This is a genomic window from Saccharothrix tamanrassetensis (assembly GCF_014203665.1).
Classification (GTDB): Bacteria; Actinomycetota; Actinomycetes; order Mycobacteriales; family Pseudonocardiaceae; genus Actinosynnema; species Actinosynnema tamanrassetense.
In genome coordinates this window covers 1-24,454 of sequence record NZ_JACHJN010000021.1, presented here as the reverse complement: position 1 = coordinate 24,454, position 24,454 = coordinate 1, and the positions used below count along the sequence as shown (strand labels likewise).

At 67.2% G+C, this 24,454-nt stretch carries 16 protein-coding genes and 2 pseudogenes; 12 read left to right on the top strand and 6 right to left on the bottom strand.

From position 1 onward, the window contains the following. From FHS29_RS35975 to FHS29_RS35965, 3 genes and pseudogenes are all read right to left on the bottom strand, one after another. A partial coding sequence (locus tag FHS29_RS35975; RefSeq protein WP_184699167.1) for a hypothetical protein occupies nt 1-197 on the bottom strand: 197 nt, incomplete at its 3' end. A gap of 426 nt (nt 198-623) precedes the next feature. After that, complete coding sequence (locus tag FHS29_RS35970; RefSeq protein ID WP_221457320.1) at nt 624-842, bottom strand: hypothetical protein; 219 nt, start codon at nt 840-842, stop codon at nt 624-626. 348 nt (nt 843-1,190) lie between these two features. Next, nucleotides 1,191-2,337, bottom strand: a pseudogene (locus tag FHS29_RS35965) (IS701 family transposase); the annotation flags it as partial. Between the two features lie 167 nt (nt 2,338-2,504). Between FHS29_RS35965 and FHS29_RS37465 the strand changes: the two are divergent. The 4 genes from FHS29_RS37465 (at nt 2,505) to FHS29_RS35945 (ending at nt 10,567) form a co-directional block, all read left to right on the top strand. Then, a complete protein-coding gene (locus FHS29_RS37465) occupies nt 2,505-2,987 on the top strand; it encodes a helix-turn-helix domain-containing protein (protein ID WP_246441240.1) in 483 nt (160 codons plus the stop codon). 603 nt (nt 2,988-3,590) lie between these two features. Beyond that, on the top strand, nt 3,591-6,389 hold the full coding sequence (locus tag FHS29_RS35955; RefSeq protein WP_184699163.1) for an AfsR/SARP family transcriptional regulator: 2,799 nt from the start codon (nt 3,591-3,593) through the stop codon (nt 6,387-6,389). A 2,047-nt stretch (nt 6,390-8,436) separates the two neighbouring features. Beyond that, a complete protein-coding gene (locus FHS29_RS35950) occupies nt 8,437-9,912 on the top strand; it encodes a prenyltransferase/squalene oxidase repeat-containing protein (protein ID WP_184699161.1) in 1,476 nt (491 codons plus the stop codon). A gap of 7 nt (nt 9,913-9,919) precedes the next feature. After that, nucleotides 9,920-10,567, top strand: a complete 648-nt coding sequence (locus tag FHS29_RS35945) for an HAD family hydrolase (RefSeq protein ID WP_184699159.1) — start codon at nt 9,920-9,922, stop codon at nt 10,565-10,567. A 69-nt stretch (nt 10,568-10,636) separates the two neighbouring features. On the opposite strand, the gene FHS29_RS35940 is transcribed toward FHS29_RS35945, so the two are convergent. After that, nucleotides 10,637-12,007: a cytochrome P450 gene (locus FHS29_RS35940; RefSeq protein WP_184699156.1), complete on the bottom strand. Its 1,371-nt coding sequence runs from the start codon at nt 12,005-12,007 to the stop codon at nt 10,637-10,639. Between the two features lie 104 nt (nt 12,008-12,111). After that, complete coding sequence (locus tag FHS29_RS35935; RefSeq protein ID WP_312865263.1) at nt 12,112-13,134, bottom strand: polyprenyl synthetase family protein; 1,023 nt, start codon at nt 13,132-13,134, stop codon at nt 12,112-12,114. Between the two features lie 1,086 nt (nt 13,135-14,220). Between FHS29_RS35935 and FHS29_RS35930 the strand changes: the two genes are divergently transcribed. Both FHS29_RS35930 and FHS29_RS35925 read left to right on the top strand, forming a co-directional pair. Continuing rightward, the gene (locus FHS29_RS35930; RefSeq protein ID WP_184699154.1) at nt 14,221-15,549 is read left to right on the top strand and encodes an ABC1 kinase family protein; all 1,329 of its coding nucleotides are present in this window, start codon (nt 14,221-14,223) and stop codon (nt 15,547-15,549) included. Nucleotides 15,550-15,649: 100 nt separating this feature from the next. Then, nucleotides 15,650-16,879 carry a wax ester/triacylglycerol synthase domain-containing protein gene (locus tag FHS29_RS35925; protein WP_184699152.1) on the top strand — a complete coding sequence of 410 codons (1,230 nt, stop codon included), beginning with the start codon at nt 15,650-15,652 and terminating at the stop codon, nt 16,877-16,879. A 414-nt stretch (nt 16,880-17,293) separates the two neighbouring features. Here the strand turns inward: FHS29_RS35925 and FHS29_RS35920 are convergent. Continuing rightward, nucleotides 17,294-17,895 (bottom strand): annotated as a pseudogene (locus FHS29_RS35920) (DNA-processing protein DprA). On the opposite strand from FHS29_RS35920, the gene FHS29_RS35915 reads away from it, so the two are divergent. From FHS29_RS35915 to FHS29_RS35890, 6 genes are all read left to right on the top strand, one after another. Then, on the top strand, nt 17,870-18,139 hold the full coding sequence (locus FHS29_RS35915) for a CHAT domain-containing protein (protein ID WP_312865262.1): 270 nt from the start codon (nt 17,870-17,872) through the stop codon (nt 18,137-18,139). The pseudogene FHS29_RS35920 and the gene FHS29_RS35915 overlap by 26 nt on opposite strands. Nucleotides 18,140-18,439: 300 nt before the next feature. Then, nucleotides 18,440-19,267: a trypsin-like serine peptidase gene (locus FHS29_RS35910; protein WP_184699148.1), complete on the top strand. Its 828-nt coding sequence runs from the start codon at nt 18,440-18,442 to the stop codon at nt 19,265-19,267. A 954-nt stretch (nt 19,268-20,221) separates the two neighbouring features. Beyond that, on the top strand, nt 20,222-20,551 hold the full coding sequence (locus tag FHS29_RS35905) for a lactococcin 972 family bacteriocin (protein ID WP_221457318.1): 330 nt from the start codon (nt 20,222-20,224) through the stop codon (nt 20,549-20,551). Between the two features lie 130 nt (nt 20,552-20,681). After that, on the top strand, nt 20,682-22,658 hold the full coding sequence (locus FHS29_RS35900) for a bacteriocin-associated integral membrane family protein (RefSeq protein WP_184699146.1): 1,977 nt from the start codon (nt 20,682-20,684) through the stop codon (nt 22,656-22,658). 13 nt (nt 22,659-22,671) lie between these two features. After that, on the top strand, nt 22,672-23,349 hold the full coding sequence (locus FHS29_RS35895) for an ABC transporter ATP-binding protein (protein WP_184699144.1): 678 nt from the start codon (nt 22,672-22,674) through the stop codon (nt 23,347-23,349). 15 nt (nt 23,350-23,364) lie between these two features. After that, entirely contained in the window at nt 23,365-23,718 is a 354-nt protein-coding gene (locus FHS29_RS35890; protein ID WP_184699142.1) for a hypothetical protein, read from the top strand. Nucleotides 23,719-24,454 lie beyond the last annotated feature (736 nt).

The following is a 24,454-nucleotide window of genomic DNA, read 5'->3' as shown; positions in this document are numbered from 1 at the left end:
GCCCACAACTCATCCGGCACCAACCGCAACGCCAACCGATCGACCACAGCACAGATCATGACAGCAACACGATCACCACGTGAGACCAGCTCTAACTCGGACGTATAGCGGTCCGGTTCGCCTAGCCGGTCGTTCAGTACCGCCAACATCGGCGGCACGTGCGGCAGCGTGTCGATGGCACGCTCGGCAGACGACATGCTCCCTCCTTCCCACGACCCTGCTGTAGTCAGGGGCAGGAAGAATGGCGCAGGTCGCGAGCCGACCCTCCTCGCGTCGGTCACCGGAGGCGGGCGGGCGCGGACGGGGGCGTGCCGGGCTGTGGGCGGCGGTGTCACGGGGCGACTGCGCCGGTGTGCAGCGCGACGTTGCCCCGGTGGCCATCGGGCTGATGGTCCCGCGAGCAGCTCGCCTGCAGCAGGGCGGTGAGCTCGGCGGGAGTCGCGGCCGAGGCGTCTATCTCGTAGGCGGTGAGGATGGCCGCCCGAGCAGTGCGGGGCGTAGGCCTTGACCGCTGGCAGGTGTCCAGGGCTTCCTATGGCTTCGGCCGGGAAGCCGTACTGGTTGCGGGTGGTTGTTTTACCTGTGTCTGATGCTCAGGTCTCCTCGGCGCGTGCACAGACCTGCTAGCCGCCCTCGACGTCGTCGTGGCTGATGTCGTGGAAGCAGTTCTCTCGAAGCAGCCAGGCGCGCGGGTTGGTGCCGTCGCGGTCGGTCAGGGCAACAGGCCGTTCGTCGGCGGTGTGTACCTGCCAGCGGCGCACTCCATTGTCTGTGTCGACGGGCGTGGTGAGCACGAAGGCCTCGACGGTGTAGGAGGCAGGCCAAGTGGGCAGCGCCCGCACCCACACGTCGCGGGCCTCCGGCGATGCCTAATCAGGCGTTTCCTCGGCGGCGGGGCTAAGCATGGCGGTGTGGTTCTCAGGTGTTGGTACGACGCGTCGGGTTCAGGTTAGGGACATCTCGGCATGTCTTGTCACGCTTGGGGTTTCAAGCGACGGACTGGGTGTTCCGGCATAGTCGGTCTCCCGATGGCCGCCTTCTGCGGCTGCTGCTAGTAGGGCTTTGTTAGGTGCTATTGACCTGCGGTTTCTGTGTTGGGGTTGTGGCCCGGACGAGTTGTCGGCAGGTGTGGCAGACACCGGTCCAGGCCGCGAGTAAGTGCTGGAGTTCGCGCAGGACGGCGTAGAGGGTCAGTCCCGCGCAGGGGCTTTTGGGTGCGGCGGAGCTTGATGCAGATCGCCTGGGCGACCGAGGCGAAGGTGACGTGACGGTGCCAGCCCAGCCAGGAGCGGCCCTCGAAGTGGTCCAGGCCGAGCCCGTCCTTGAGTTCGCGGTAGTCGTGCTCGATCCGCCACCGCATCTTGGCCGGTTTCACCATGTCTCGCAGGCGGATGTCGGCGGGCAGAGTGGAGAGCCAGTAGTCGGTGGGTTCGGGTTCGCCGGTGGGCCATTCGGCCAGCAACCAGCACTCGAGCAGGCTGCCGTCGGGGTGGCGGGGGATGTTACGGTTGGCCGGGCGCACCCGCAGCGTCAGCAAGCGCGAGCGCATGGTCGCGGTCGGGTTGCCGGCGCTCTTGCGCGAGCCGCGCCTCCAGACCACGAATCGCCCCGCCGAGCGCCCGGCCTCGGTGATCAGGGTCTTGGCGGTGACGGGCTTGTCCGGGTAGGTCGTCTTCGTCGGTGGGCGGCCGGTGCCTGACCAGGTCGGCGGGACCGGGACCGACGAGGCCGGATGCAGGCTGGTGAAGGCCGAGACCGCCAGCGCGTAGGTCAGACCGCGGTCGGCCAGCCCTTGGCGGAAGGCGGTGTTGTCGCCGTAGGCCGAGTCGGCCACCACCGGCCGCCGCGGCATGCCGCAGCCCACGAGCTCGTCGATCATGCCAGCGCCAGACGCCACTTCTCCCGATGCCGCACCCGGTCCGGGATCGAGCAGCGGGCCCGCTTCCGGGCGATCTCCGCCGCGGCCTGTCCGTCGTCGATCTTGTGGTCGTCCCAGGACTCGGGCAGGAACCACCGCCAGTCCACCGCCGCCGAGGTCCAGTCGGTGACCGCGTGCACGCTGACCCCGACCTGGCAGTTGCCCCGCTTGCCCAACGCCCCGCAGTACTTCCGCGCCACCCCGGGCGAGGAAGTGCCGTCCTTGGGGAAACCGGTGTCGTCCACGGCCAACGCGTCCGGATCGACGAACCCCGCCGCCCACACCGCCAACCGCCGCCGGACCTCGACGTGATCCCAGGTCGAGGTCGTGACGAACTGCTGCAACTGCTGATGATCGACACCGAGGCGTTCAGCCATGGGCCGCATCGACTTGCGCCTGCCATCCAGTAATAGCCCCCGCTGATCGACCTGTAACGTCTTCCTCGCGCGAGCGGGGATGGAACCTTGTGCCTGCCGATAACTTCATCCATGCAGGTTGAAGCAGTACATAGCTTGAAAGGCCAAGGCGCCCGTGGGTGCGGCCGCAGATCCGCAACGCGTCGACTGACGCGGCATGATGACCGGCCATGCTGCTCCGACTGGCCTACCTGGCCGTGACCAACGCGTTCGTCTTGCTGCGCCTGCTGCCCATGAGCGACCGGGACAAAGACACGGAGATCCTGGCGCTACGGCACCAGATCACCCTCCTGGAACGCCAACTCGGCAACGCCCGTCCGCAGTTCTCCCCCGACGACCGGGCGTTCCTCGCGGCACTACTGCACCGACTTCCGATCGACCTGCGTCGGCTGCGACTGCCGGTACGCCCGGAGACGGTGCTGCGATGGCATCGCAACCACATAGCACGCCGCCACGCGGTGAGATCCCGTCCCAAGCGGCCCGGGCGACCACGGACCATCCGCTCGATCAGCCTCCTGGCGCTGCGCCCGGCACGAGACAACCCCGCCTCGGGCTACCGCCGCACCCACGGCGAACTACCCGTATTCGGCATCAAGATCGCCCCGTACACCGTGTGTGGCAGATCCCTCAACGAATACCACCACGCCACCTGATCTGCACAACGCCACCCACAATACCCCGCAGGTCCAGCAGTGGCTGATCCGCCATGCCGCTGATGAAGGCATTGCCCGCACCGCTGGGCGGAGCCGGTGCGGGCAATGCGACTTCAGTTGGACTCGGTCCAACCCCTAATCGCGGAGTGATCTTCTAGGCAAGCTGCGCGTGAGAAATCCCACCAAGGAATCGGCGCGTGCTTCCATTGTCCCCATACAGTGTAAGTGAGCCCTGCCCAATTGATGCAATCCGCCGCCGCCCTGAACCTGCCGCTGTCACAGCGGGACCAGTATCCTCTGGCGCGTCCCGCCTCGTCTCGGGCGTAACCGCCTGAGCAGTTTGCGTGCAGTTCCTGGGTGTGGGCGGAGTTTTGTGGAGATTCTTGTGCTTGGGCTGTGGGTATCGCCGCGCTTAGCGACAGTGCTACCGCCGCAGCGCCTAGAACGATTCTACGAGGAAGTTTCATCCTGATCCTTTCATCGGTGGTACTGGGTCTGTTCCGACGCTATGTGGGGTGACTGGTACGAGTGCTTGGTTTCCGCTTGAATGGGTTGGTCGTTGCCGCTGCCTCTGCTTGATGGGCTGGCGAGGGGAGGTCCCCGATGGTGGAGTTCCGCCTGCTCGGTCAGGTTGTGGTGGAGCGCGATGGTCATCAGGTGGATGTTGGGCCAGCACGGCAGCAGTGCGTGCTCGCTGTCCTGCTGGTCGAGGCCAACACCGCGGTGCCGGCGGAAGTGCTCATCGACCGGGTGTGGGAGGACCGGCCGCCGCTGCGGGTGCGTAGTTCGCTGCACAGCTATCTGACCCGGCTGCGCCGCGCGCTGGCGGCTGCGCCGGTGAGCATCACCTGGCGGTCAGGGAGCTATGTCCTTACCGTTGACGAGCAAGCCGTTGACCTGCACCGGTTTCGCCGCCTGATCGGCCAGGCTCGCACGGCCGTCGACGACGAACAGGCGATGGCCTTGATTCGACAGGCGCTGGAGCTGTGGCGCGGGGAGGCGTTCGCCGGGCTGGACACCCCATGGCTGCACACGGTCCGCGCCGTTGTTGAGCAGGAACGGCTCGGGGCCATGCTCGATCTGACCGACCGCAGGTTACGGCTCGGCCAGCATGCCGCCGTGCTGCCGGCACTCCGGGCGCAAGCCGAACAGCACCCGGTGAACGAACGACTGGTCGGGCAGTTCATGCTGGCCCTGTACCGCGACGGCCGTCAAGCCGACGCCCTCCAGGTATTTCGGGACACGCGGCACACTCTCGCCAGCGAACTCGGGATCGAGCCCGGCCCGGACCTGCGCCGGCTGCATGAGCGGATCCTGCGCGCCGATCCCGACCTGGCCGCGCCGACCATGCCGCGGCCGATACGCCGCAACGACCTGCCCGGCGATGTCGCGGACTTCACCGGCCGTCGTGCCGAGCTGGACCGGTTGCGGTCGATGCTGCCGCGCGACGCCGATACCGGGCCGGGCACCGCGGCGGTGATCGCGGCGATCGACGGGATGGCGGGTGTTGGCAAGACCACGCTCGCGATCCACCTGGCCCACCACGTCGCCAGGCGGTATCCGGACGCGCAGCTGTACATCGATCTGCGCGCGCACACAGCCGGGCATGAACCGGTCGAACCTGTCGCTGCTTTGAACACGCTGCTGCGCGCGCTCGACGTGTCCGGCGAGAAGATCCCGGAGGAGCTGGAAACGCGGGCCGCGCTCTGGCGTGCGGAGCTAGCCGGGCGCAAGGTGTTGATCGTGTTGGACAACGCCGCCAGCGCGACCCAGGTCCGCCCCTTGCTGCCTGGCACCGCCGGCTGCCTGACTCTGGTGACCAGCCGCCGCCGACTGGTCGATCTGGAGACCGCGCACACCCTGTCCCTCGATGTGCTGCCCCGCGCCGACGCCGTCAATCTCGTCCGCGGCGTGTTCGGCGACGATCGTGCCGCTGACACGGATGCCGTCCAAGTGCTCGTGGAGCTATGCGGATACCTGCCGCTCGCGCTGCGGATCGCTGCGGCCCGGTTGCGTACTCGTCCTACGTGGACAGTAGCGGACCTGGTCACACGGTTGCGTGATGGGCGAACCCGGCTCACGGCGGGGGACCGCAGCGTCGCCGCCGCGTTCGGCCTTTCCTACCAACAGCTTTCCGCGCCGCGGCAGCGCTTGTTCCGACGACTGGGACTTGTCCCAGGACCGGACTTCGACCGGTACGCGGCGTCCGCACTGAACCAGACTGATCCGGTCGCCACCGGCGAACTGTTGGAGGAACTGGTCGACGTCCACCTGCTTCAGCAGCCTGCACCCGGCCGGTACCGCTTCCACGACCTTTTACGCCACCACGCCGCCGACCTTGCCGCGCACACCGACACCCCGGCCGACGAGCAAACCGCCCTCGCCAACCTGGTCGACCACTACCTCCACACCGCCTACGCCGCTGACCGGCTGATACGCCCGCACCGCACGCCGATCGAGATCGGCCAGCCCCCATTCGACTGCCATCCCCAGCCCCTGCCGGACGCGGCGGCGGCGTGGGCCTGGTTCACTGCCGAATACCCCAACCTGCTCGCCAGCCAACAACTGGCGGTCGAGCGGAAGTGGCACGACGCAGTCTGGCAGCTCGCGTGGGTCCTGCACACCTTCCATCATCGGCAGGGCCACATCCACGACCACGTCGTCGCGTGGCGCGCCGCCATGGCCGCCGCCGACCGGCTCAGCGAGCCGGCGGTCCTGATCATGACCCACCGCCTCCTTGGCAACGCCCACAGCCTGGCGGCCCGGCACGACGAGGCCATCCAACACCTCGCCCGGTCGCTGCGACTGGCCGAAGACGCCGGCGACATCCACGGTCAAGCGCACGCGCACGGTGCGCTGTCCCAGGTCTGGGGCGGCCAGGGAGATCACCTACGGGCGCTGGAGTCCGCCACCCACGCCATGCGCCTGTTTCGGGCGATCGACCTGCCGGTATGGGAAGCCGAGGCGCAGAGCGCGGTGGGCTGGCATCGCGCCCAGCTCGGCCACTACGCGCAGGCTCGCATCGACTGCGAGCACGCTCTCGTCCTGCGCCGCCGCCACCATGACCGCAGTGGCGAGGCGTTGACCATGGACAACTTGGGCTACATCGCCCACCACACCGGCCAGCACACCGACGCACTCGACTACTACCAACAAGCGCTCCTCGTGTACCGCGAGTCCGGCAACACCTACGAAGAAGCCAGCGCGCTGGACCGGCTCGGCCACACCCACCTCGCGCTCAACCAACACGAGCAGGCCACCCAAGCCTGGCGGCAAGCGGCAGAGCTATTCCACGCCCAAGGCCGCACCACCGACGCCGACCGCATCCAGCGCCAGCTCACCGAAATCTGGCAGTCGCGACATCACCCACCTAACCCGCATGAAAGAAAACCGCGCGTTTGAATACGACCTTTCCGCCAGTGAGATGGCCGGCATCGGACTAAGCGCACCATTGAAGGGAGCATGACCCATACATCACCGAAGGGCTCAAATACGTACGCCAGGAATATCGTCTCCTACCCGGTTCAGTCCTTGAAATATGCGGATACCACCACCAAGGCGACCGCTAGACGGGCTCCGACACCGTTGATCGTCGGATTGGTGCAGCAGAAACTGTTCCAGCTTTGCTAAGCGGTGATTATAACACCCCATTGCAGCGAGTCCCGCTAACTGCGCACTCCCGCCGGGCAGTGACATGCCGATGAGACTCTCGCATCCGTCGCTGGGTTGTGCCAGGCGCTGGCGGTCAGGAGGTGTACCTGCGGACAGAGCCCTAGTGTCGTAAGTCCTCCAGCAGAAGCTCGCAGGCACTGCTCCACATACCGTGATCACCGTTGTTGAGCACCCGCAAGGCCTTCCTGACGAACAACCATCGCGGCCACCGCAGCCGATAGTCGGCGTTGTCGAAGCGCGCACCTATCCCGCATCCTCTCAACGACCGCCCGCCAAGGGACGGCGTATTGCGTTTGGCCTGCTAATTCGTTCTGTACTGAAGTTATAGACCTGACCCTCTCCGGTCATCGTCGTGATCGGCCAAGCGAGTCACAACGCGTCGGACGTGTCCCCTGGAGTGTGGTTTTCCGGAGCTCAGGGATGTTCCGGGTGCCACAGAACGGCACCTTTCGCACCGACGAAGGCCGTTATGGACTACCCCTACGGTGATCGCCTGTTCACCCATACCTTGCCCGCTTCGAAGCCCGGCGACGTGCCCGAGCCGGTAGCACCGCAGCCGCAGACCCCGTCCGATGATGATGTCGTCGCGGCCCAACACCCGGGTCGCGCTCTGTCGGCGCGATGGTCGCGACGACCAGCGGGTCTATCGCCGTCGAAGAGTCGCCGCGGTTCCGTCGCAGGACCCAGCGCTACCGTCGCGTCGGTGGCGCCGTTCCCCGACTGGTGGGTGGACAACGTCTTGTGCATGACGTTCGACCAGAATAGCGCAGGCTGCCCCGGCTATGGCGAGGGCGCTCCGCTAACCTGACCGAATCCCATCCGACCGCCCGTCCCCAGTCCCGGGGGTGGGCGGTCGCCGTTTAACTGCCCGGACTGCAGGCGTCGACTCGCATCTCCCAAAGCGCTGCGGCGATGCTGGCGGAGGTCGACAGCCGCAACGGCGACATCGACGCCTGGTCGGGGTGTTGCGCCAGGCGGTTGAGGACTTCTTCGATCCGCAGCCGAGGCTGGACGCGGCTTTGCACTGCATCGTGCCGAACGCAACGAGGATGCCGATCAGGAAAGATCCGTCCTGTTGGCAACGGCGCCGTCGGGCTGGCCGGGTATCCACGAGGCGCGACGACCGACGGCGCAGATTGCCTTCGAGGAAAGTCACCTGGACGCTGCGTCGCCTGCTGAGCCTGACGGTGCGCCGCGAGACCGACGTCCGCGATTACGAACGACTCGCCACCACGAAGCCATGGTCCGCTGGTCAATGATCCATCACCAGTCGCCGACTCACCCGACACCACTAGCTCGGAAGCGGGCACTAGGAGGCGAGGCGGACAACTGATCCATCCGCAGGCTCCTGGCGGCGCCCATTTACGGCTGAGATTCGCCCGTTCGGCCATATGAAGTCTGGCATGCTCTTGCACTGGCTCGCGCTATCTTCCTGACGCCGCCCGGCCGCGCCGGTGACCCAGGGCATTGCGGCTGTCCAACGATACGTCGACAACCAGGTCGGTGCGGGTGCCGGCATGTGGCCTTGAGACGGCTGGTGTCGGCTACCTGCTGGCCAGGCCCAGGACACTCCGCGATGGAACGGCCATCAATATCGTGGTAGCGGAACGTGACGACCCGACACCGGCACCTGGGGATCCCGCCACCCATTTCCAGGATAGTCGTCGGGTGCCGGATGGCCCGACCATTCAGGTGCCGGTCACGTCGACAACATGGAGTCGGAGATGACAGGAAAATCTCTCGCGACGCTTCCGAGCCGAAGTCGATCATGACGGTCATGGCCGCCCCCACGACGGCCCGGAAGCTGGCCAGGCGACTGGGCGAACACCTGCGCACGCAGATCGATCACCGTGGACGTGCCCGGTCGGCCTGTGGCAGCCGTGTCCTGGAGTCCGTCCTGACGTGCCGATTGCTGGAGGACGACGCCCGGTACCCCACCGCGCTCGCTGCGGTCCGCTCTTACCTGCGCGCCGCCGGCGACCGCGACGACCTCACCCCGGTGGACCAGGTCCTGCTCGGTACGGCCGACGCCCGGAACGCGCTGGCCGGGTTCGGCCACCACACCGCCGGGCGGAAACGGGTCCTGATGAGCGCGATCCTGCACGCCGCCGGCGTGCCGGAAGCCCCCGCACCACCGCCGACCGTGGTCGCCGACGGCAGCCTGCACACCTGGAAGCAGGCCGAACTGACGGCCTGCCGGGTCATCTGCGCCCGCGCCGCCGGCACGGCCGTGCCCGACGACCACCTCGACACCTTGGCCGGGCTGCTGCTCCGGCCGCAGATCTTCGAGGGCAACCACCTGCCCCATCTGCTGTTCCTGCACGCGCTGCGGCCCTACCCGGCCCATCGGGTGGCCGTCCGACACGGCTTGGACCTGCTGGTGGCGACCCAACACGCCGATGGCGGGTTCAGCGTGGCCGAGTACTTCGACACCTGGGTGAGTTCGATCGTGGCCACCGCGCTGACCGAGGCGGGCACCGGACGCGAGGTGGTGGCGCGCACGGCCGCGTGGCTGGCGGCCTGCCAGTCCGGTGACGGGGGGTGGTCCTACACACCGCAGGCCACCCAGACCGACATGGACACCACCTACACCGTGATGGTGTTCCTGCACAACCACGATCCGGCCCGGTACGCGCCCCACCTGCAGGCCGGGCACGCCTACGCGCGGGGCATGCAGAACACCGACGGCGGCTGGCCCACCTACCGCCGCGGCAGCATGTCGGAGCCGGCCATGACCGGCGGCGCCTTGGTCGTGCTCGCCCAGCACCCCGATGCGCACGCCGAGCAGATCGTGGCCGGCGCTAGGTGGCTGGCCGGTGTCCAGAAGCCGGACGGCACCTTCGAGCGCGGGTGGAGCCTCGCGGAGGGCAACGCGATCTTCCGCGCCGTGCACGGCCTGTGCGCCGCACGCGGCCGGCTCGCGCTGCCCCCGACCGTGGCCGACGCCGTGGACCACGCCCTCAGCCTGGCGGCCGGCTACCTGGAGCGGACGCAGAACCGTGACGGCGGCTGGGGACACCACGCCGGCCGTGCCAGTGATCCGGTCAGCACCGGCTACGCCCTGGCCGCTCTCGGCCGGCTCCACCGGATGCGCCCGGTGCCGTCGGCGCTGGAGTACCTGGCCGCGCGCCAACGCCCCGACGGCGGGTTCGACGCACCCGCTGACACAGCCGCGCCCCGCCCGATTCCGGTAGACGTCCCGGTGCTCGCCCCGGCCTACGTCCTGCGCGGCCTGGCCCGTTGCGGAGGGTGAGCCTGGGATGCGGTACGTCGCCCGGATCTTCGATTTCGACGGAACCCTGGTCGACACCGGCGACCTCAACATCTCCGCCGTGCACGCCGCACTCACCGAACACGGGCTCCACGACATCCCCCCGGCGTGGACGCGGACCGCACCTCTGGCGGACCTGACCGCGCTGCGCGGTCGACTGCATGCAGACCTGGGGGCGCGGCTGGGTTGCACCGACGACGATTTCGTGCGCTCGGCCCGTGCCCACTGGTTGGCCAACGCCCATCGGGCGGTCCCGATACCGCGGATGGTGGCCTTGGCGCGCGCTGCCGCGCGCAGCGGGCCGGTCGCGGTCGCCTCGGCCAACGACGGCCTCATCGTGCGCGCCGGGCTTGCCGCGGCCGAGCTGTCCGAGGTGATCGCTGTCGTCGTCGCCCGTGAGGACGTCATCCGACTCAAGCCAGCCCCCGACGCCTTCCAGGTCGCCGCCCGCAGACTGAACGTGCCCGCGGCGCGGTGCCTGGTTTACGAGAACACCGACGAGGGAGTCACCGCGGCACGCGCGGCGGGCATGCACGTCGTGGACGTCCGCCTCCCCGAGGGCGCCGTGCGGTCCGACCGGGATACGGGCGACTGGGGCAGCGGGCCCGTGGATCCGCAGTTCAGTGAGCCGACATAGGCCGTGCCGGCAACGGGAGTGGAGCGGAGGTGGTCACACGCTTCTCGGGTGCCACCGTGTCATTGCCGATCACCGCTCACCCTTGTCCGGCGGAGTGCCGGTGGCCGGGGTTCGGGCGGTCGCCCGGAGCCGCAGTCCGCGCGGGATCAGCGTGGCGACCAGCTTGGGGCGGACGCGGTCGCCGCCGGGGATCGGGCGCAGGTGCCAGCGGCTGGTGATGGTGGCCAAGGCGAGCGTGGTCTCGATCAACCCGAACTGCTCGCCGATGCACTTGCGTGCTCCGGTGCCGAAGGGGATGAACGCCTGGCGTGGCGGCTGGGAGCGCTCGGGTGCCCAGCGGTCGGGGTCGTAGTGATCAGGGACCGGGTAGGAGTCGGGACGGTGGTGGACGAGATAGGGGCTGTAGCACACTGTGGTACCGGCGCGGACCCGATGCCCGTCGATCTCGGCGTCGGTGGTGACCCGGCGGGTGACGAGCCATGCGGGCGGGTAGTGGCGCAGCGTCTCGGTGATCACTCGGCGGGTCAGGTGGAGCCTGGGCAGGTCCGCGAAACCGGCACGCCGGCCGGCGAGGACGGTGTCGACCTCTTGGTGCAGGCGGTCTTCGAGGTCGGGGTGTCCGGTCAGCATGTGCAGCGCCCAGGACAGCGTGCAACCAACGGTCTCCGCACCGCCCATCAGGAACGTCACGGCTTGGTCGGAGATCTCGGCGTCGCTCAGTCCGCGGCCGTCGGAGTCTCGCACGGCCAGCAGCATCGACAGCAGATCCCCGTGGTCGGTGCCGCCGGTGCTGCGCGCGGCCAGGGCGTCATTGATGGTCCGGCGCAGGCGGGTGCAGGCGTGGAGGTAGCGGCGGGTACCGGGGGTGGGCAGCCGGTCCAGCAGTGGTGGTGTCAGCATCCTCCGGAAGATGCCGGCCATGATGGTGGCCAGATCCTCGGCGATCCACGAGCGCGCGGTGGCGGTCAGGGCGTCGGAGAACAGGGCCGCGGCCACGTTCCGGGCCGCCAGGGCGGTCATCTCGGCCATCACGTCGAGTACCTGGCCCTCACGCCACGCGGAAACCGCCGCCGTGCTCTGCTCGGCGATGATCTCGGCGTAGCCGGGCAGACGGTCGGCGTGGAAGGCAGGCTGCACCAGCCGGCGCTGGCGGCGGTGCCGGCTGTGGGGACAGGTGCCGAGGCCGTCACCGAGGGATTCGCGGTACCGGTCGAACAGCTGCCCGCCCTTGTCGAAGACGCGGTCGTTGCGCAGCACGTCGTGCAGCAGCTGTGGGTCGCACAGGATGACGATGCTGGTCGGGCCGACCCGGACCCGGACCACACCACCCTGCTCCGGCAGGGACGCCAGGAACCCCAACGGGTCGCGCAGCAAGGGTACGAGGTGGCCCACCAGCGGCCGTGCTCCGGCCGCTGTGGGCATCGTGTCGACGGTCGTCATGACGACTCCTGACGGTCGTGGGGATCAAGAGGTGGCGCTCCCACGGCGGCGCACAGGCAGGAGCGGACCGCGATCGGCGTAATGTGCACCATGTACGCCCGCCTTCAGTGGTCGCGGTCGACGGCGAAGTGCGCCAGCGCAAGCAGTTCGGTACGGCCACGGGACGGCGCGGCGACGCGTTCCAGCGACCGCGTCGCGGCGAGCAGGTGGTGCCCGGCGCGCCGCCGGGCCCACTGACGGGCGCCGGTGTCTTCGATCAGCCCGGCCAACGACGCCAGGTCGTCGGCGTCCGCCGGCTCGTGGTTGTAGCGCCGGGCGAACTCGCGACCGGCCGGGTGGCCAGAGTTCAGGGTGGTCACCACCGGAAGGGACTTCTTGCGGGCGGCCAGGTCGGAGTACGCCGGTTTGCCGGTGGTGGCCGGATCCCCCCAGATGCCCAGGATGTCGTCGACGAACTGGTACGCGATCCCCAAGTGGCGGCCGAAGTCGTCGAAGCCGGTGGCGACATCGGCTCCCGCGCCGGCGCTCAACGCGCCGAGTGCCCCGGCACAGCCGAACAGCGCTCCGGTCTTGCCGCGGGCCATCTCGGTGCACTCGTCGACGGCGACGTCGGTGCGGCGCTCGAACGCGATGTCCGCGTGCTGCCCGCCGCACAGTTCGATGACGCAGCCCGTGATCCGCTCAACCGCCGGGGGCCGGTCGGCGACCACCTTCACCGCGAGCGACAACAGGGCATCGCCGGCGATGATCGCATCGGCCGTGCCAAAAGCACGCCACGCGGCAGTCCGGTGCCGTCGGGTCTCGTCGCCGTCGATGACGTCGTCGTGCAGCAGGGAGAAGTTGTGCACCAGTTCCACGGCCATCGCCGCTCCGGTGGCCCGGCCGGGATCACCGCCGGAGGCCTCGGCCGACAGCAGCGCCAAGGCCCCGCGCAGCGCCTTGCCGCCCGAGCCGGTGGTCGGAGTTCCGTCGACGTCCCACCACCCCAGGTGGTAGCCGGCGATCCTGCGCATGGATGCCGGTAACTGCCGCGCCGCTTCGCGCAGCGCCGACTCCGTCGCCCGGCTGCTCCACATCAACACTTCTTGCGCCGTACGCGCCTCCGGCGGCGTGTCCGGTACCGACACCCACTCCTCCTCTTCGCAATTCCATACGAGGGTTGCCGCACCACACGTGCGACGCCGACGAGGATTACGTGCCTCGGCGAGCGATCCGACGCGGCCGGATTCGGGGCGATACATCTGGCGACCGGGATGCCGGCCCGACTCAGTCAACTTCCGACCACACCGGAGAAGCAAGTGCGCTCACTCGAATACCCACACCCAGCCCACTCCCGGCCGCCATACCCGGTTACGGTGCGTCAACACAGCAGACGTCCGGAGAATCGTGTTCTCGACAGGAATCGCAGGCAGTAGCGTATGCACCGGGGAGGAGCCCCTCCTGCTGCCGCGAGACTTCCGCAAACGGTCCGTGGTCGCGTTGTCAAGCAGGCGCGATCGTCGGTCAGCGTCTGATACCGGGTAACGCCCCTGATCTCACGAAGATCCGCTCTGAAGATCAATGCCGGTGTCATCCGCGACCATTGCCGCCCGAATAGACTAATCCAGTCGCTTGCGAGTCCGCGGATGCCGTGCCAGGCTGATTGTGGTACCGCTGCGCCTCACGTGTGCTGCCCCTTCTTCATGCAGTACGCCGTCAAGGGGCGTCTGTTGTCGTGTCGATTTCGAGAAAATTGGGATGGCCAGGGCATCGCATGCACATCGTGCGACGTTCGCCCGCCTCCCGGGATGGGTGCCCGGTGGGACCGAGGACTACCCGGACGGCGCCCTGCAACCGTCGCCGACCCGTCCCGGCGGTCGCGGTGCCGTCAGCACCGGCCGCCACACACCGAAGCCCAATAACAGCACCACGGCGAGAACGCCCGTGTCGGATCGGCCACCGTCCCGGCTACCGACCCGTCCCGACACCGTTGTCCTCGTCGTCCGAAGCCCAATGGTATGCGGTGGTCGACGCATGGAGGCGCGGGGCATATGCGAGGCGAGCGTCTGCGTGCTGTCACCAAAATCCTGACGTCGCTGCTACGGACCGAGATCAGACGACCGGAGCCGGCACAGAGCGGCGACGGCCCGATGCGCGACCGGCGGCACGAGAGGGCGCGCGCGGTACGGCGCGCGTTGGAGGACCTCGGCCCTTTCTACGTCAAGGTGGGCCAGATGCTTTCCACCCGCCCGGACATCGTGTCGGTCCCGGTGATGGAAGAACTGGAGAAGCTGCACGACCAGGCCGCTCCGATGCCATTCGAGACCTTCGCACCGGTGCTGGAAGCCGAGTTGGGCACCGCGTGGCGGGAGAGGTTCCGTTCCGTCAACACCGAACGCCCGTTGGGGACCGCGTCGTTGGCCCAGGCGTACCGCGCCGTCTTGTCGGACGGCACCGACGCGGTGATCAAAGTGCAGCGACCCGACGTGGCCCGCACCTTCCACGGCGACATGGCCCTGTTGCGGCGGGCCGCGAAGATCATGAACCGGGCCCTGCCGAGGCTGGCCGAGGTGCTCGACGTCGACGCCATGCTCGGGGTGGTCTTCGACGCCATGCGGCCGGAGTTGGATTTCACCATCGAGGCGCGGAACATGGAGCTCGCCCGACCGAGCGTGGAGCGGTTCCGCACTCTGGCTGTGCCGGACGTGCTGTTCGCGACCCCCCGCGTGTTGGTGCAGAGCATGTCCTCCGGTGTCTCCATCCGCGATTTCAAGCGCGACAGCCTCCCGCGCGAGGACCGGGTGGCCATCGGTGAGGACCTGCTGGCGTTCATGCACCGGGGCTACTTCGTGGACCGGGTCTTCCACGCCGATCCGCACCCGGGCAACATCCTGGTCCAGGACGACGGTCGCGCGACGGTCATCGACTGGGGCATGGTCGGCAGGATCGACCGCCGCACGAGCACAGCGCTGCTGCTGATGCTGCTCAACGTGGCGTTGAACGACGGCTCCGGCGTGGCCAACGCCTGGCTGGAGATCAGCCGCCTGACCTCCCGCGCCGACGTGGCCGCCTTCGTCGGCGACATCACGATCATCGTTCCGCACATGGTCACCGCGTCACTGGGGGAACTGGACTTCGGCCGCACCCTGACGACGGTCATGCGGCACTCGACGCGGCGCGGCATCCAGATCAGCCCTGCGGTGTCCATCCTGGGCAAATCGTTCGCCAACATCGACGGATCGGTGCGCTATCTGGCGCCGGAGGTGCAGATCACCCGGGTGTTCCAGCACCACCTGGAAACCATCCTGCTCGACCTGGGCAGGGAGCACCTGTCCCGCGCCTTCGCGGGCCGCACCGCGCTGGAGGCCATGCTGGGAATCACGGCCGCACCCGACCAGGTCCGCAACCTCCTACACGGCCTCGGCGACCGCCGCCCGTCCGAAGTTGGAGCCCTGATGGCGTCCGGGATAGCCGTGGGCCGTCGACCGACGTGGCACTGGGTCGCGGGCGCCGTGGCGCTGTGGGTGGCGCACAGGCGGCACCGCGACCCGACCGCACGGTGATCCGGACGCCCGCTGCACACCTGTGACGAGAACATCCGCCCACCGAACCACCCGGAGACCAGTCATGGGGCACCCACCTCGACAACGCCGAACGATCGACATGGCGCCGCTGGACGGAGTATTCTGGCGCCTGCGCAGCGACCCGGTCCTGAAGCCGGTCGTCGTCGCGCTTTTCCACCTCGACGGCGTCACCGACCCCGCGCAGCTGCGCGAGTGGCATGAACGGACACTGCTGACCGACCCCCGGTTCAGCAGCAGGGTCGGAGGGACCGACCGATCACCCCGCTGGGAACCCGATCCCGCCTTCACCCTGGACGACCACGTCGTCCGGGTGCCGCTCGCGGGCGCCGAGGCGTCCGACCAGTTGGTGCGTGAACTGGTCAGCGCGCCGTTCACCCGCGACATCCCCCCATGGCGGGCGTACGTCATCGACAACCCCTCCGCGGGCACATCGCTGTATCTGCTCAAGCTCACGCACGCGATGGCCGACGGCCTGCGGATCGTCGAGCTCATCACCGGACGCCGCGCGCCCGCCACGCGCACAGCCGACGACGCGCCGGCCGGGAACCAGCCGCCGACGCTCAGGCCGCTGGACCGCATCGGCCGGTGGGCGCGACTGGTCAAGGCAGTCGCCGCACCGAGCGGAAGACCTCGCCACCAGCTCAGCGGCGCACGGCGTCACACCTTCTTCGAAGTGCCGCTGGCCGGCCTGAAGGCCGCCGGCACGGCGTCGGGGGGAACGCTCAACCACGCGTTGCTCGCTGCGCTGACCCGAGGCATCTCCCGGTACCGCGAGCGGACCGAAGGGCGCCGGCCGACCGCTCTAGCCGCCCTGTCGGCCGTCGCGCGCAGTACGACCGGCGCGACCAAGCCCGCCAACGACTTCATCTTCGTCCACTTGACCCTGCCCGTCGTCGACGACAGCGTCGAGGACCACCTGCGCGCGGTGCGCGCCGCCATCCGGAGCACCGGGGACCACGATGCCGTCGACTGGCTCGGCCCGGCCTCCGCCATCGCCCCGCTGCTGCCCACCGGACTGATCCGCGCCGGCCTCAAGCACTTCTCCGCGTCCCACGACTTCGTCGTCAGCAACATCCCGGCAGGACGGAGCACCATCGCCATCGGCGGTCGACGGGTGACCGCGGTCTTCGGCGTAACCCCCCTTTCCGCGGCCCCCATGACCATCACCTTGGTGTCCTATCAGGACACCTGCCACATCACGCTGAACACCGACCCCGCTGCCGGGCACGACCTTCCCGCACTGGTGCACGACATCCGCACCAGCTTGCAGGAAACCATCGAATGGGGCGTGAAGAGACTTGACACGTAACGGTTCCCCTCCGGCCGGCGCCCCCGCTCGCGTGCGAGGCCGAGTCTTGGCGGTCCGAAAGCAGGACGAGCACCACCACGGGTATGGACCGGCCCCCGAATCCCCTCGTCGTGTCGGCGGTGCCGGACCCGGTCGCTCGACTCGCCGAATCAGACAGTCGACCACAGGGCAGGGACGGCCCCAGTCCCCGTCGGCGGGGTGGATGCAACTGCTGTGTTCGCGGCGGCTTGGCCTCACCTGCGGTCGACCCGGTGTTCGGGTTGGCGCGCTCCGACATCTGCCGCCCCTCGACCGATCTGATCACCATCGCGCCGACCGGTCCTCGGCGGCCTCATCAACGAGTACGAACCCACAGCAGCCTGACCGCAGGTCAAGCCGTGCGGCCGACTTTTGGCACCGCACAGGAGGCCACCGTCACATCGGCGGTGGCCGCCACGCGAGGGCGACACGGACCTGCATCTTCGCCCCGGAGGTGCTACCCGCTTCGATGACCACGGTGCCCTGGGCGATGCCGGACATGGTGATGTTGCGGTGGGGGAAGGTCCAGGTGGCGCCGGAGGCCGCCAGCCAGAACTGGGAGGCCACCGCGCCGTGTCCGCCGGTGGCGATGCGGTCGATGAACACCCGGTTCTCGGCGGGAAGTAGCGGTTGATGCCGGTGCCGATCACCGCGATCGTGCGTCCGTCGGCGTCCAAACCTGCGGTGTGGGCGGCGGTGTCGATACCTCCGGGCAGGCTGGACACGACGGTCACGCCGCGGTCGACCAGTTCGCGGGCCATGCGACCGGCGCGCTTGATGCCTTCCTCGCTGGCCTGCCGGGTGCCGACCACGGCGACACTGCGCAGGTCGTCCTCGGTCAGTTCACCGCGCACGAACAAAAACGGCGGCGGGTTGTGCACCAGGCGCAAGATCGCCGGTAGTCCTGGTCGAGGATGGTGATCAGCCGTGCGTCGTCCTAGGTCAACTTGTCCAGTTCGGCCTGTGACGCCCGTGACCGACCTGCTCGACGAGGCCATCCACCTCCTCGCGGCGTTCCAACTGGCGGGCTACCCGCACGTGGCCGGCACGCTGTGGGAAATCAACGACCCGATCGCCGCCGACATCGCCGAGGCCATCTACGCACACCTCACGACGGACGGCCGCCCGATCCTTCCCGGCCGGCGTTCGCGCTTCACCACGCCGTGCGGGCAGCCCGCGACAAGTTGCCCCTCACCCCGTCGTTGTGGGCCGCGCACATCCACGCCGGACGGTGCGGAATGAGATTCACGATTTCCGCCCCCGGCGGCCTGGCGATGCTGGACCCTGGGTGGACGGGAGGCTATTCCCGCCTGATCGGCCCGACGACATCGCGTTCGTCGAGGCGACGGCCAACCCGTGGTCCGGGCACCCGACCGGAGAAAGGTCCCGACCACCCAGGTGGATTTGGATTCAGCACGCCGACGGCCCGAGGTCCGACGGCAGGACAAGACCAGGGGGAATCGAATGATCCGAAACATGCTACGACCGCGTCGAGCGGCGGGACTCGCCGCGGCCGCGTGTGCCGTGGCCTGGATGGTCACGGTGGCACCTGCGGCAGCCGGTGCGCCGCAGGCACCCGTCGAGCACCCGTTCACCGACGGGGCGGCGATCGCGGAGCAGCGTGGTCTGGACGGGTCGGTGGCGGTGGGGACGCCCACTCCCCCGTTGCGGGCCGCCACCACGGCGGCTTCGACCAGGCCGCAGACGTTGGTGCAGGGGGTACTGGTCGTCGACGCGGTCGGCCCGACCGAGCAGTGGCAGTGCTCGGCGAGCGCCGTCGTGAGCGACAACCGGAACATGATCGCCACCGCCGCGCACTGCCTGGAGGACGGCCCGAAGGACGGGAAACCGGCCCGCCGAGGCACCGGCGGGTACTTCGTCCCCGCGTACGACAAGACCGCAAACGCCGACACCTCGATGCCGTACGGCAAGTTCGCGATCAGCAAGATGGCGATCCCCGGGAACTGGACGTTGTCCGGCGACGTCGACTACGACTTCGCCTTCGCGACCGTGCTGCCCAACGAGAAGGGCAGGCTGGGAGACCTGGTCGGGTGGAACGGGCTGATGTTCAACCGGGGACGGGAGGAAGCGCGCACCGTCGTGGGGTACCTCGGGGACCTCACCCCGTACCGGTGCGACGGGGTGACGTCGATGGTCGCTTTCCCCTTCGACGTACGCCCCTCCCTGACGCACTGCGACGTCGACAAGGGGGCCAGCGGAAGTCCCTGGCTGGCCGACTTCGACGGCCGCGAGGGCTGGGTCAACGGGGTGAGCAGCACGCAGCACTTCTTCCCGGAGCCGTTCATCGCCTCGCCGTACTTCGACGACGACGTGTACGACCTCTGGAAGAGCTTCCGGGGCAGCAACTGATCACCACGGCCCTCGGTCGGTCACCATCCGGTCGCGGGACGATGACTGACAGAAGGTCGCCCTCGTGCCCGCCGGGCGAACTTAGGTTTCCCGTGCGCGACTTCCTGGGCGCGCCGCAGCAGACTTGGACAGCGGATCCAGAACGAAAGCACGGCCTATCTACTGCCGTGGTTGAGGTCGTCGTCGGCCAGATCGGATGATGTCGTGGCTCCGTCGAAGAACCAGTCCAGGCGCGCGCGCCGTCGTCGGCGACCGACACGTCGCCCTGGCGCTGATGGCTGGAGGGTACGCATGGCGACCTGGACATAGGCGGGCATCGAGCTCGACCTGACGCGCCCATCCGGGTCGTGTTGTCGGGACCGCTGAGCTGCGGAGACAAGGGTTGGCGAAGGCCTTAACGTGGTGTTCATGGCAGTGCGATGCAGGTGATAGGCAACCGGAACGCGGCTTCGCGGCTCGTGTGCCCGGCAAGCAAGTGGTCCGGGTGACGCTGACGGCGCGGGGTGCGCTCGTTCGGCGAGGTCACGGCGCGCACGGCGGTGGCCACGCGGCAGAGTCGCTGGAAGCGACATCGCCGTAACACCTGGAAATTTCGGTCGGATATACCTGGATATGCTATCGATACGAGGATGCCAACTAGGCTCGAATCGAATTTCCTTCCGATGCGTTCCCGACCTCGTCAACCGTCATGCGCGGCACCACCAGGAGGCAGTTCAGCGCTAGACTGTATCAGTCTTTGGATTACCCCAATGAGCCCTATCGCAAACAAACTTGGTACAACTACTCTACTAGTCCGTAGAGCACTTACGTGCCGCATCAATGTTTTCCGCGCAACGTCTTCGAAACAGGGGGAATACACGCTGACCGCAGGAGCGTCAGCTTGGGGCAGGAGCCTACTCCCCCTGAGCTTGGGGTTAAACCCGAGAACACTGAAGGGAAATCACTGTGAAAAGAGTGGTTAAGACCGCACTCACCAGTGTGATGATGTCCGTCGCAGTATTGGGCGCCGTCGCCGCACCCGCGCAGGCCTGGGTGAATCCGGGCCAGCACACGCAGCACCCGGCGGAGGGTGGGACCTGGGAGTACGGTTTCTGGGATGTCAAGCTCCGCTCCTACTACACCGTCAACAGGTGTCACGGTTCGACCGTGATCAGGTACATCGACGGCCGCGAGACCAGCCGCTCAAGGAGCATCGACACAGCCTCTGGCCGCAGATCCATCGCGGAGATCTCGACCATCAACTCGCCCGGTCTGGAAGCGCGTTACTACTACCGCACCTGCTAGTGGGGCCGTCGTCAGGTTGCCATCGAAGGTGACGACGCAAAGTCAGATCAGCTCACCCCAGGTGATACCGCGGACACCTGGGGTGAGTACCCTTGGAGGTGGTGGATCACCGAGCCGCCTGGGAGAGGCCGTGTACAAGCGTGTGGTGATGATAGTCGCGGGAGCATTGTTCGGCCTGCTTGCCTTGGTAGCGACCATTGTTACCGACATCCTCGATCGAGATTTTCCACAAGCCCTTAGCGCGCAGACCAGGATAGGCGTTGATTTAAACAAGTCGCAGCTTACGGACAAAGAGGTCCTCGGAAAGCTCACCGAACTCGACGCACGCTGGAACCTCGGCTTGGTCAAAATCGCGCCGGATCTTGCTGGCGACCGCGACCAGCGAGTGTTCGCAACCCTCAACGACAGAGACCTCCCTGCTACGTTCAGCTGGTTCGGCGGTGATGGGGCGGGCAGAGTAGTCGGCAAGGACCGCCTGACCAACTCACCACCAGACGGCACCTATCTCGTAACCGGCGAAAGCGCCCGGATCGGCGAGCTTGAAGGCGCGCTGGGTGATGTAGGCGTGCGGGTGACTCGCACTGACGCATCGGTCACCAGCAGCCTGGAGTTCGTCATGAAGGAAGGCAGCTTTGGTGCCGCGATTCTCGCCGCGTTCGCTCTGATCGCAACGCTGGCGCTGTTCTGGTTGTCGATGAAGGCGCGCAGCCGCGCGCTCCGCGTGCTCGGCGGCTGCCCGACCGCACGAATCCAGTTGCAGGATCTGGGTGGCTTCGCGGGCGTATTGCTGCTTTCGGCCGCAATGGTCACGATCGCCGCCGCTGTCTACGTGGGTGCGTCCCGTGGCTGGCTGTACGTCAGTCCTTTCCTCAAGTCACTCATCGGTCTCGAGTCCGCGGTCATCGCCGTGTCGCTGCTCGCGGCGCTCGCGATGTCGGCGTCCGCGTGGCCCAGCGCGACCATGCTCGCCACCCGGCAGCCTGCGGTGAGGAGCCTGCGCACGGCGGCCATCGTGGTCCAGGCTTTGACGTTCGTGCTGGTCGTGTCCGCAGCCGGGCCTGCGTGGTCGGCATATCAAAACTCCTCGGCCGCAGCAGCCGAGACGGCGCAGTGGAAGCAGCTCGCGGATCAGGTCGCCATCACTTTCGGAATGAGTGACCAAGAGATGACCGCCGTCGAGCCCCAAATCGGCAAGCTGGTGCAGCACGCCGAGTCGCACGACGAGGCTGCGTTCTCCTACACCTTCACGGAGTCCGCTTTCCAGGCGGATTTCGGTCAGTACTCGGCAGTGTCCTTTGTGAACCAGCGCTGGCTGGACTTGATGACCGGTGCCGCGCAGCCGCAAGCGCTCACGCCCGTGCCGTCTGATCGCGTTCAGGACCTGATGCGTTCCAGCAGCCTGGGTGAGCAGTTCGCGATCATGTCACGCAGGCAGGATCCCAGTGGGGAGCTGCCTTCAACGTTCACGTACCTGCAACCAACCGCCGGATTCCGGCTGCCGGTGTCCGAAGGCGGTAGCGGCCAGAGCCTCCAGTTCCTCAGCGATGTCCTGATCGCGGTCGTGCCGTCGGTACACGACGCGTTCAACGATAGCAATCTGACCTCCATGATGTCGACCGGCAACGTCGTGTTCACCGGCGCGGCGAACGCGCAGCACCTGCTCGAGCGCACCGGTCTTTCCACGCAGGCACTGCGCGAACAGGGGTTTAAGGGTGAACTGGGCGTCGTCTACATCGCGGAAGAAGGGATTCTACGCGCGCAGTTCACCGCCTACGTGGTGTGGCTGATGAATCTTGCACTGATCGCGCTCTTCGTCGCCTTTGCCGTCGCTGCCGTGGTCAGCGCGCTGATCACCTCCCTGTTGCAGGCGAAACGCGACTTCCCGCTGAGGTTGTCTGGACGGTCATGGGCACGGATTCTCCAGAGTAGAGTCGCCAGGGAACTAGGGGCCGGTGTGGTCCTCGTGTTCGTTGTTCTACTGTTTCAAGGCATCAGCTCGGCCGGGCCGGTACTGTTGGCTGGGGTGTGCGGTTTCATCGTTATTCCGTTGAGTCACGTGTTTACCGCACGCTGGTGTTTCGCTGGCGTCGGCAAGCGTCGAATCTGATAGGGGTTAGAAGATGCTCATCGAGGCCGAGGGTCTTTCAGTAGCGATAGGCGGACGGCCAGTACTCGACGGCGTGTCTGTTCGCTGCGAACCCGGGACGACGACCGCCCTGGTCGGCCCCAGCGGTTCCGGAAAAACCACGCTGTTGCATAGCCTCGGGCTGCTGCTCCCGGTCGATCGAGGACGTATCCTATTTGACGGCGACGACGCCACCAAGTACAGCTCGGCGGCCCGGCGCAAGTTTTGGCGTGATCACGCGGCGTTCGTCCTTCAAGACTACGGCATCATGGACGAGGAGTCGGTGGCCTTCAACATCACGATGGAGGCAAGTGTCCTGCGCAAGCAGGCCACCGGTGATTACAAGCAGCTGGCACAGGTACTCGAGCGGATGGGGCTGGCGGAACGCCAAGGCGAAGCAGCCAGCCATCTCAGCGGTGGCGAGAAACAGCGACTTGCACTGGCCAGGGCCGTGTACAAGCGGGCCACCGTCCTGTTCGTTGACGAACCCACCGCCTCGCTCGACGCCGCCAACCGGCGAAAGGTCATCGACCTACTCACGGAGTTCGCCGCGAACGGCTGCACGGTCATCGTGTCTACCCACGACACCGAGATGATCAACGCATGCGATTCCCGACATGAGGTCGCAGCCAATTCATCGGCGCCGCGCCTCGTAGACCAACGATCGCACTAGCGCAGAAGGATCACTATGAACCTCGCCTCTAAGATCGCTATCGGTGTCGTCGCGGCAGCGCTACTCGGCGCAGGACTGATGTGGTTCGGCGGCGCGCTCTCCTCCGGTGGCGACACGCACCCGCCGTGTGAGCAGTTGCCGACCGCAGCCGAGGCCACCTCCGGGCTCTCCAGCAACCAGGCTCTAGTTGACGAGATCAAGGCGTTGGGCAAGAGCACTTCAGTCAACGTAGGCAAGCCGTGCCCCGCCGGGCAGGACCGCGCGCTGATCGAGGTGACCTACAGATCGGACTCCGAGCGTGATGCGATCAGCAACCTGCTCGGGAGCCGCAACGGGTTCGGTGTCCCGGTGTACCTGGTCAAAGGCTGACCGGGTTATTTCCTGCCCTACGACGACGGACGCGGTCACCGGATTCGTGCCACCATTCCCGCGACGAGCCGTGAGCTGTGCTTGCCCAGAATCCTGACGCGGACGCATGACTACCAGGCGGATCATTCTAGAGCAAACATATAGTGTCGCACTTTCGCTGGAGGTGTACAAAACTTACAGTGGTTGCCTGTTGGGCCAAAATCATGCGGCGAGGCAAGGCGTCGAATGCAGGCAAGAGGTTGCTTGTTCGATAAGTCGGGCGATCATCCGAGTGCTGTTCGTGATCGCTGGCGCTGTGGTTACCCTGCTCGATTGAAAAATCTATCGAGCAGGTTGAGGCCACTTCGAGGTCATCTCGTGGTGGCGTAGTATGTGCAGGCAACGGCGCAGTACAACTGCCGCGTCGGTACCGCCATGGTCGGCGCGGCGGATGAAGGAGTCGAGGGTATGCAGGTCACGTAAGCCGCTCAAGGTGGTCAGGCCAGACCAATTACGCATATCGTATCCGTAGCCTTCGGTAAAGCGGTCGAGCTCCGCAGTGGTACGACCCATGCAGATACCTTGACAGATGTTGGCCATGGCTGAGTTCGCGCGGCCCGGAGGCGGTTTCGTCCCAATCGCCGAGCAGCCATTGGCCACTAAGACCACGTCTCACGTGGCGTTGATGGTCGTGTCATGATCTTGGATCGTGGTTGATCGGTTGTCGTTGCGGTTGGTGCCCGATGAGTTGTGGGCG

Coding starts and splice junctions, on each gene's coding strand:
- FHS29_RS35890 (WP_184699142.1), top strand. CDS start 23,365: ATGAACCTCGCCTCTAAGATCGCTATCGGTGTCGTCGCGGCAGCGCTA.
- FHS29_RS35895 (WP_184699144.1), top strand. CDS start 22,672: ATGCTCATCGAGGCCGAGGGTCTTTCAGTAGCGATAGGCGGACGGCCA.
- FHS29_RS35945 (WP_184699159.1), top strand. CDS start 9,920: ATGCGGTACGTCGCCCGGATCTTCGATTTCGACGGAACCCTGGTCGAC.
- FHS29_RS35950 (WP_184699161.1), top strand. CDS start 8,437: ATGGCCGCCCCCACGACGGCCCGGAAGCTGGCCAGGCGACTGGGCGAA.
- FHS29_RS35925 (WP_184699152.1), top strand. CDS start 15,650: ATGGCGCCGCTGGACGGAGTATTCTGGCGCCTGCGCAGCGACCCGGTC.
- FHS29_RS35955 (WP_184699163.1), top strand. CDS start 3,591: ATGGTGGAGTTCCGCCTGCTCGGTCAGGTTGTGGTGGAGCGCGATGGT.
- FHS29_RS35930 (WP_184699154.1), top strand. CDS start 14,221: ATGCTTTCCACCCGCCCGGACATCGTGTCGGTCCCGGTGATGGAAGAA.
- FHS29_RS35940 (WP_184699156.1), bottom strand. CDS start 12,007: ATGACGACCGTCGACACGATGCCCACAGCGGCCGGAGCACGGCCGCTG.
- FHS29_RS37465 (WP_246441240.1), top strand. CDS start 2,505: ATGCTGCTCCGACTGGCCTACCTGGCCGTGACCAACGCGTTCGTCTTG.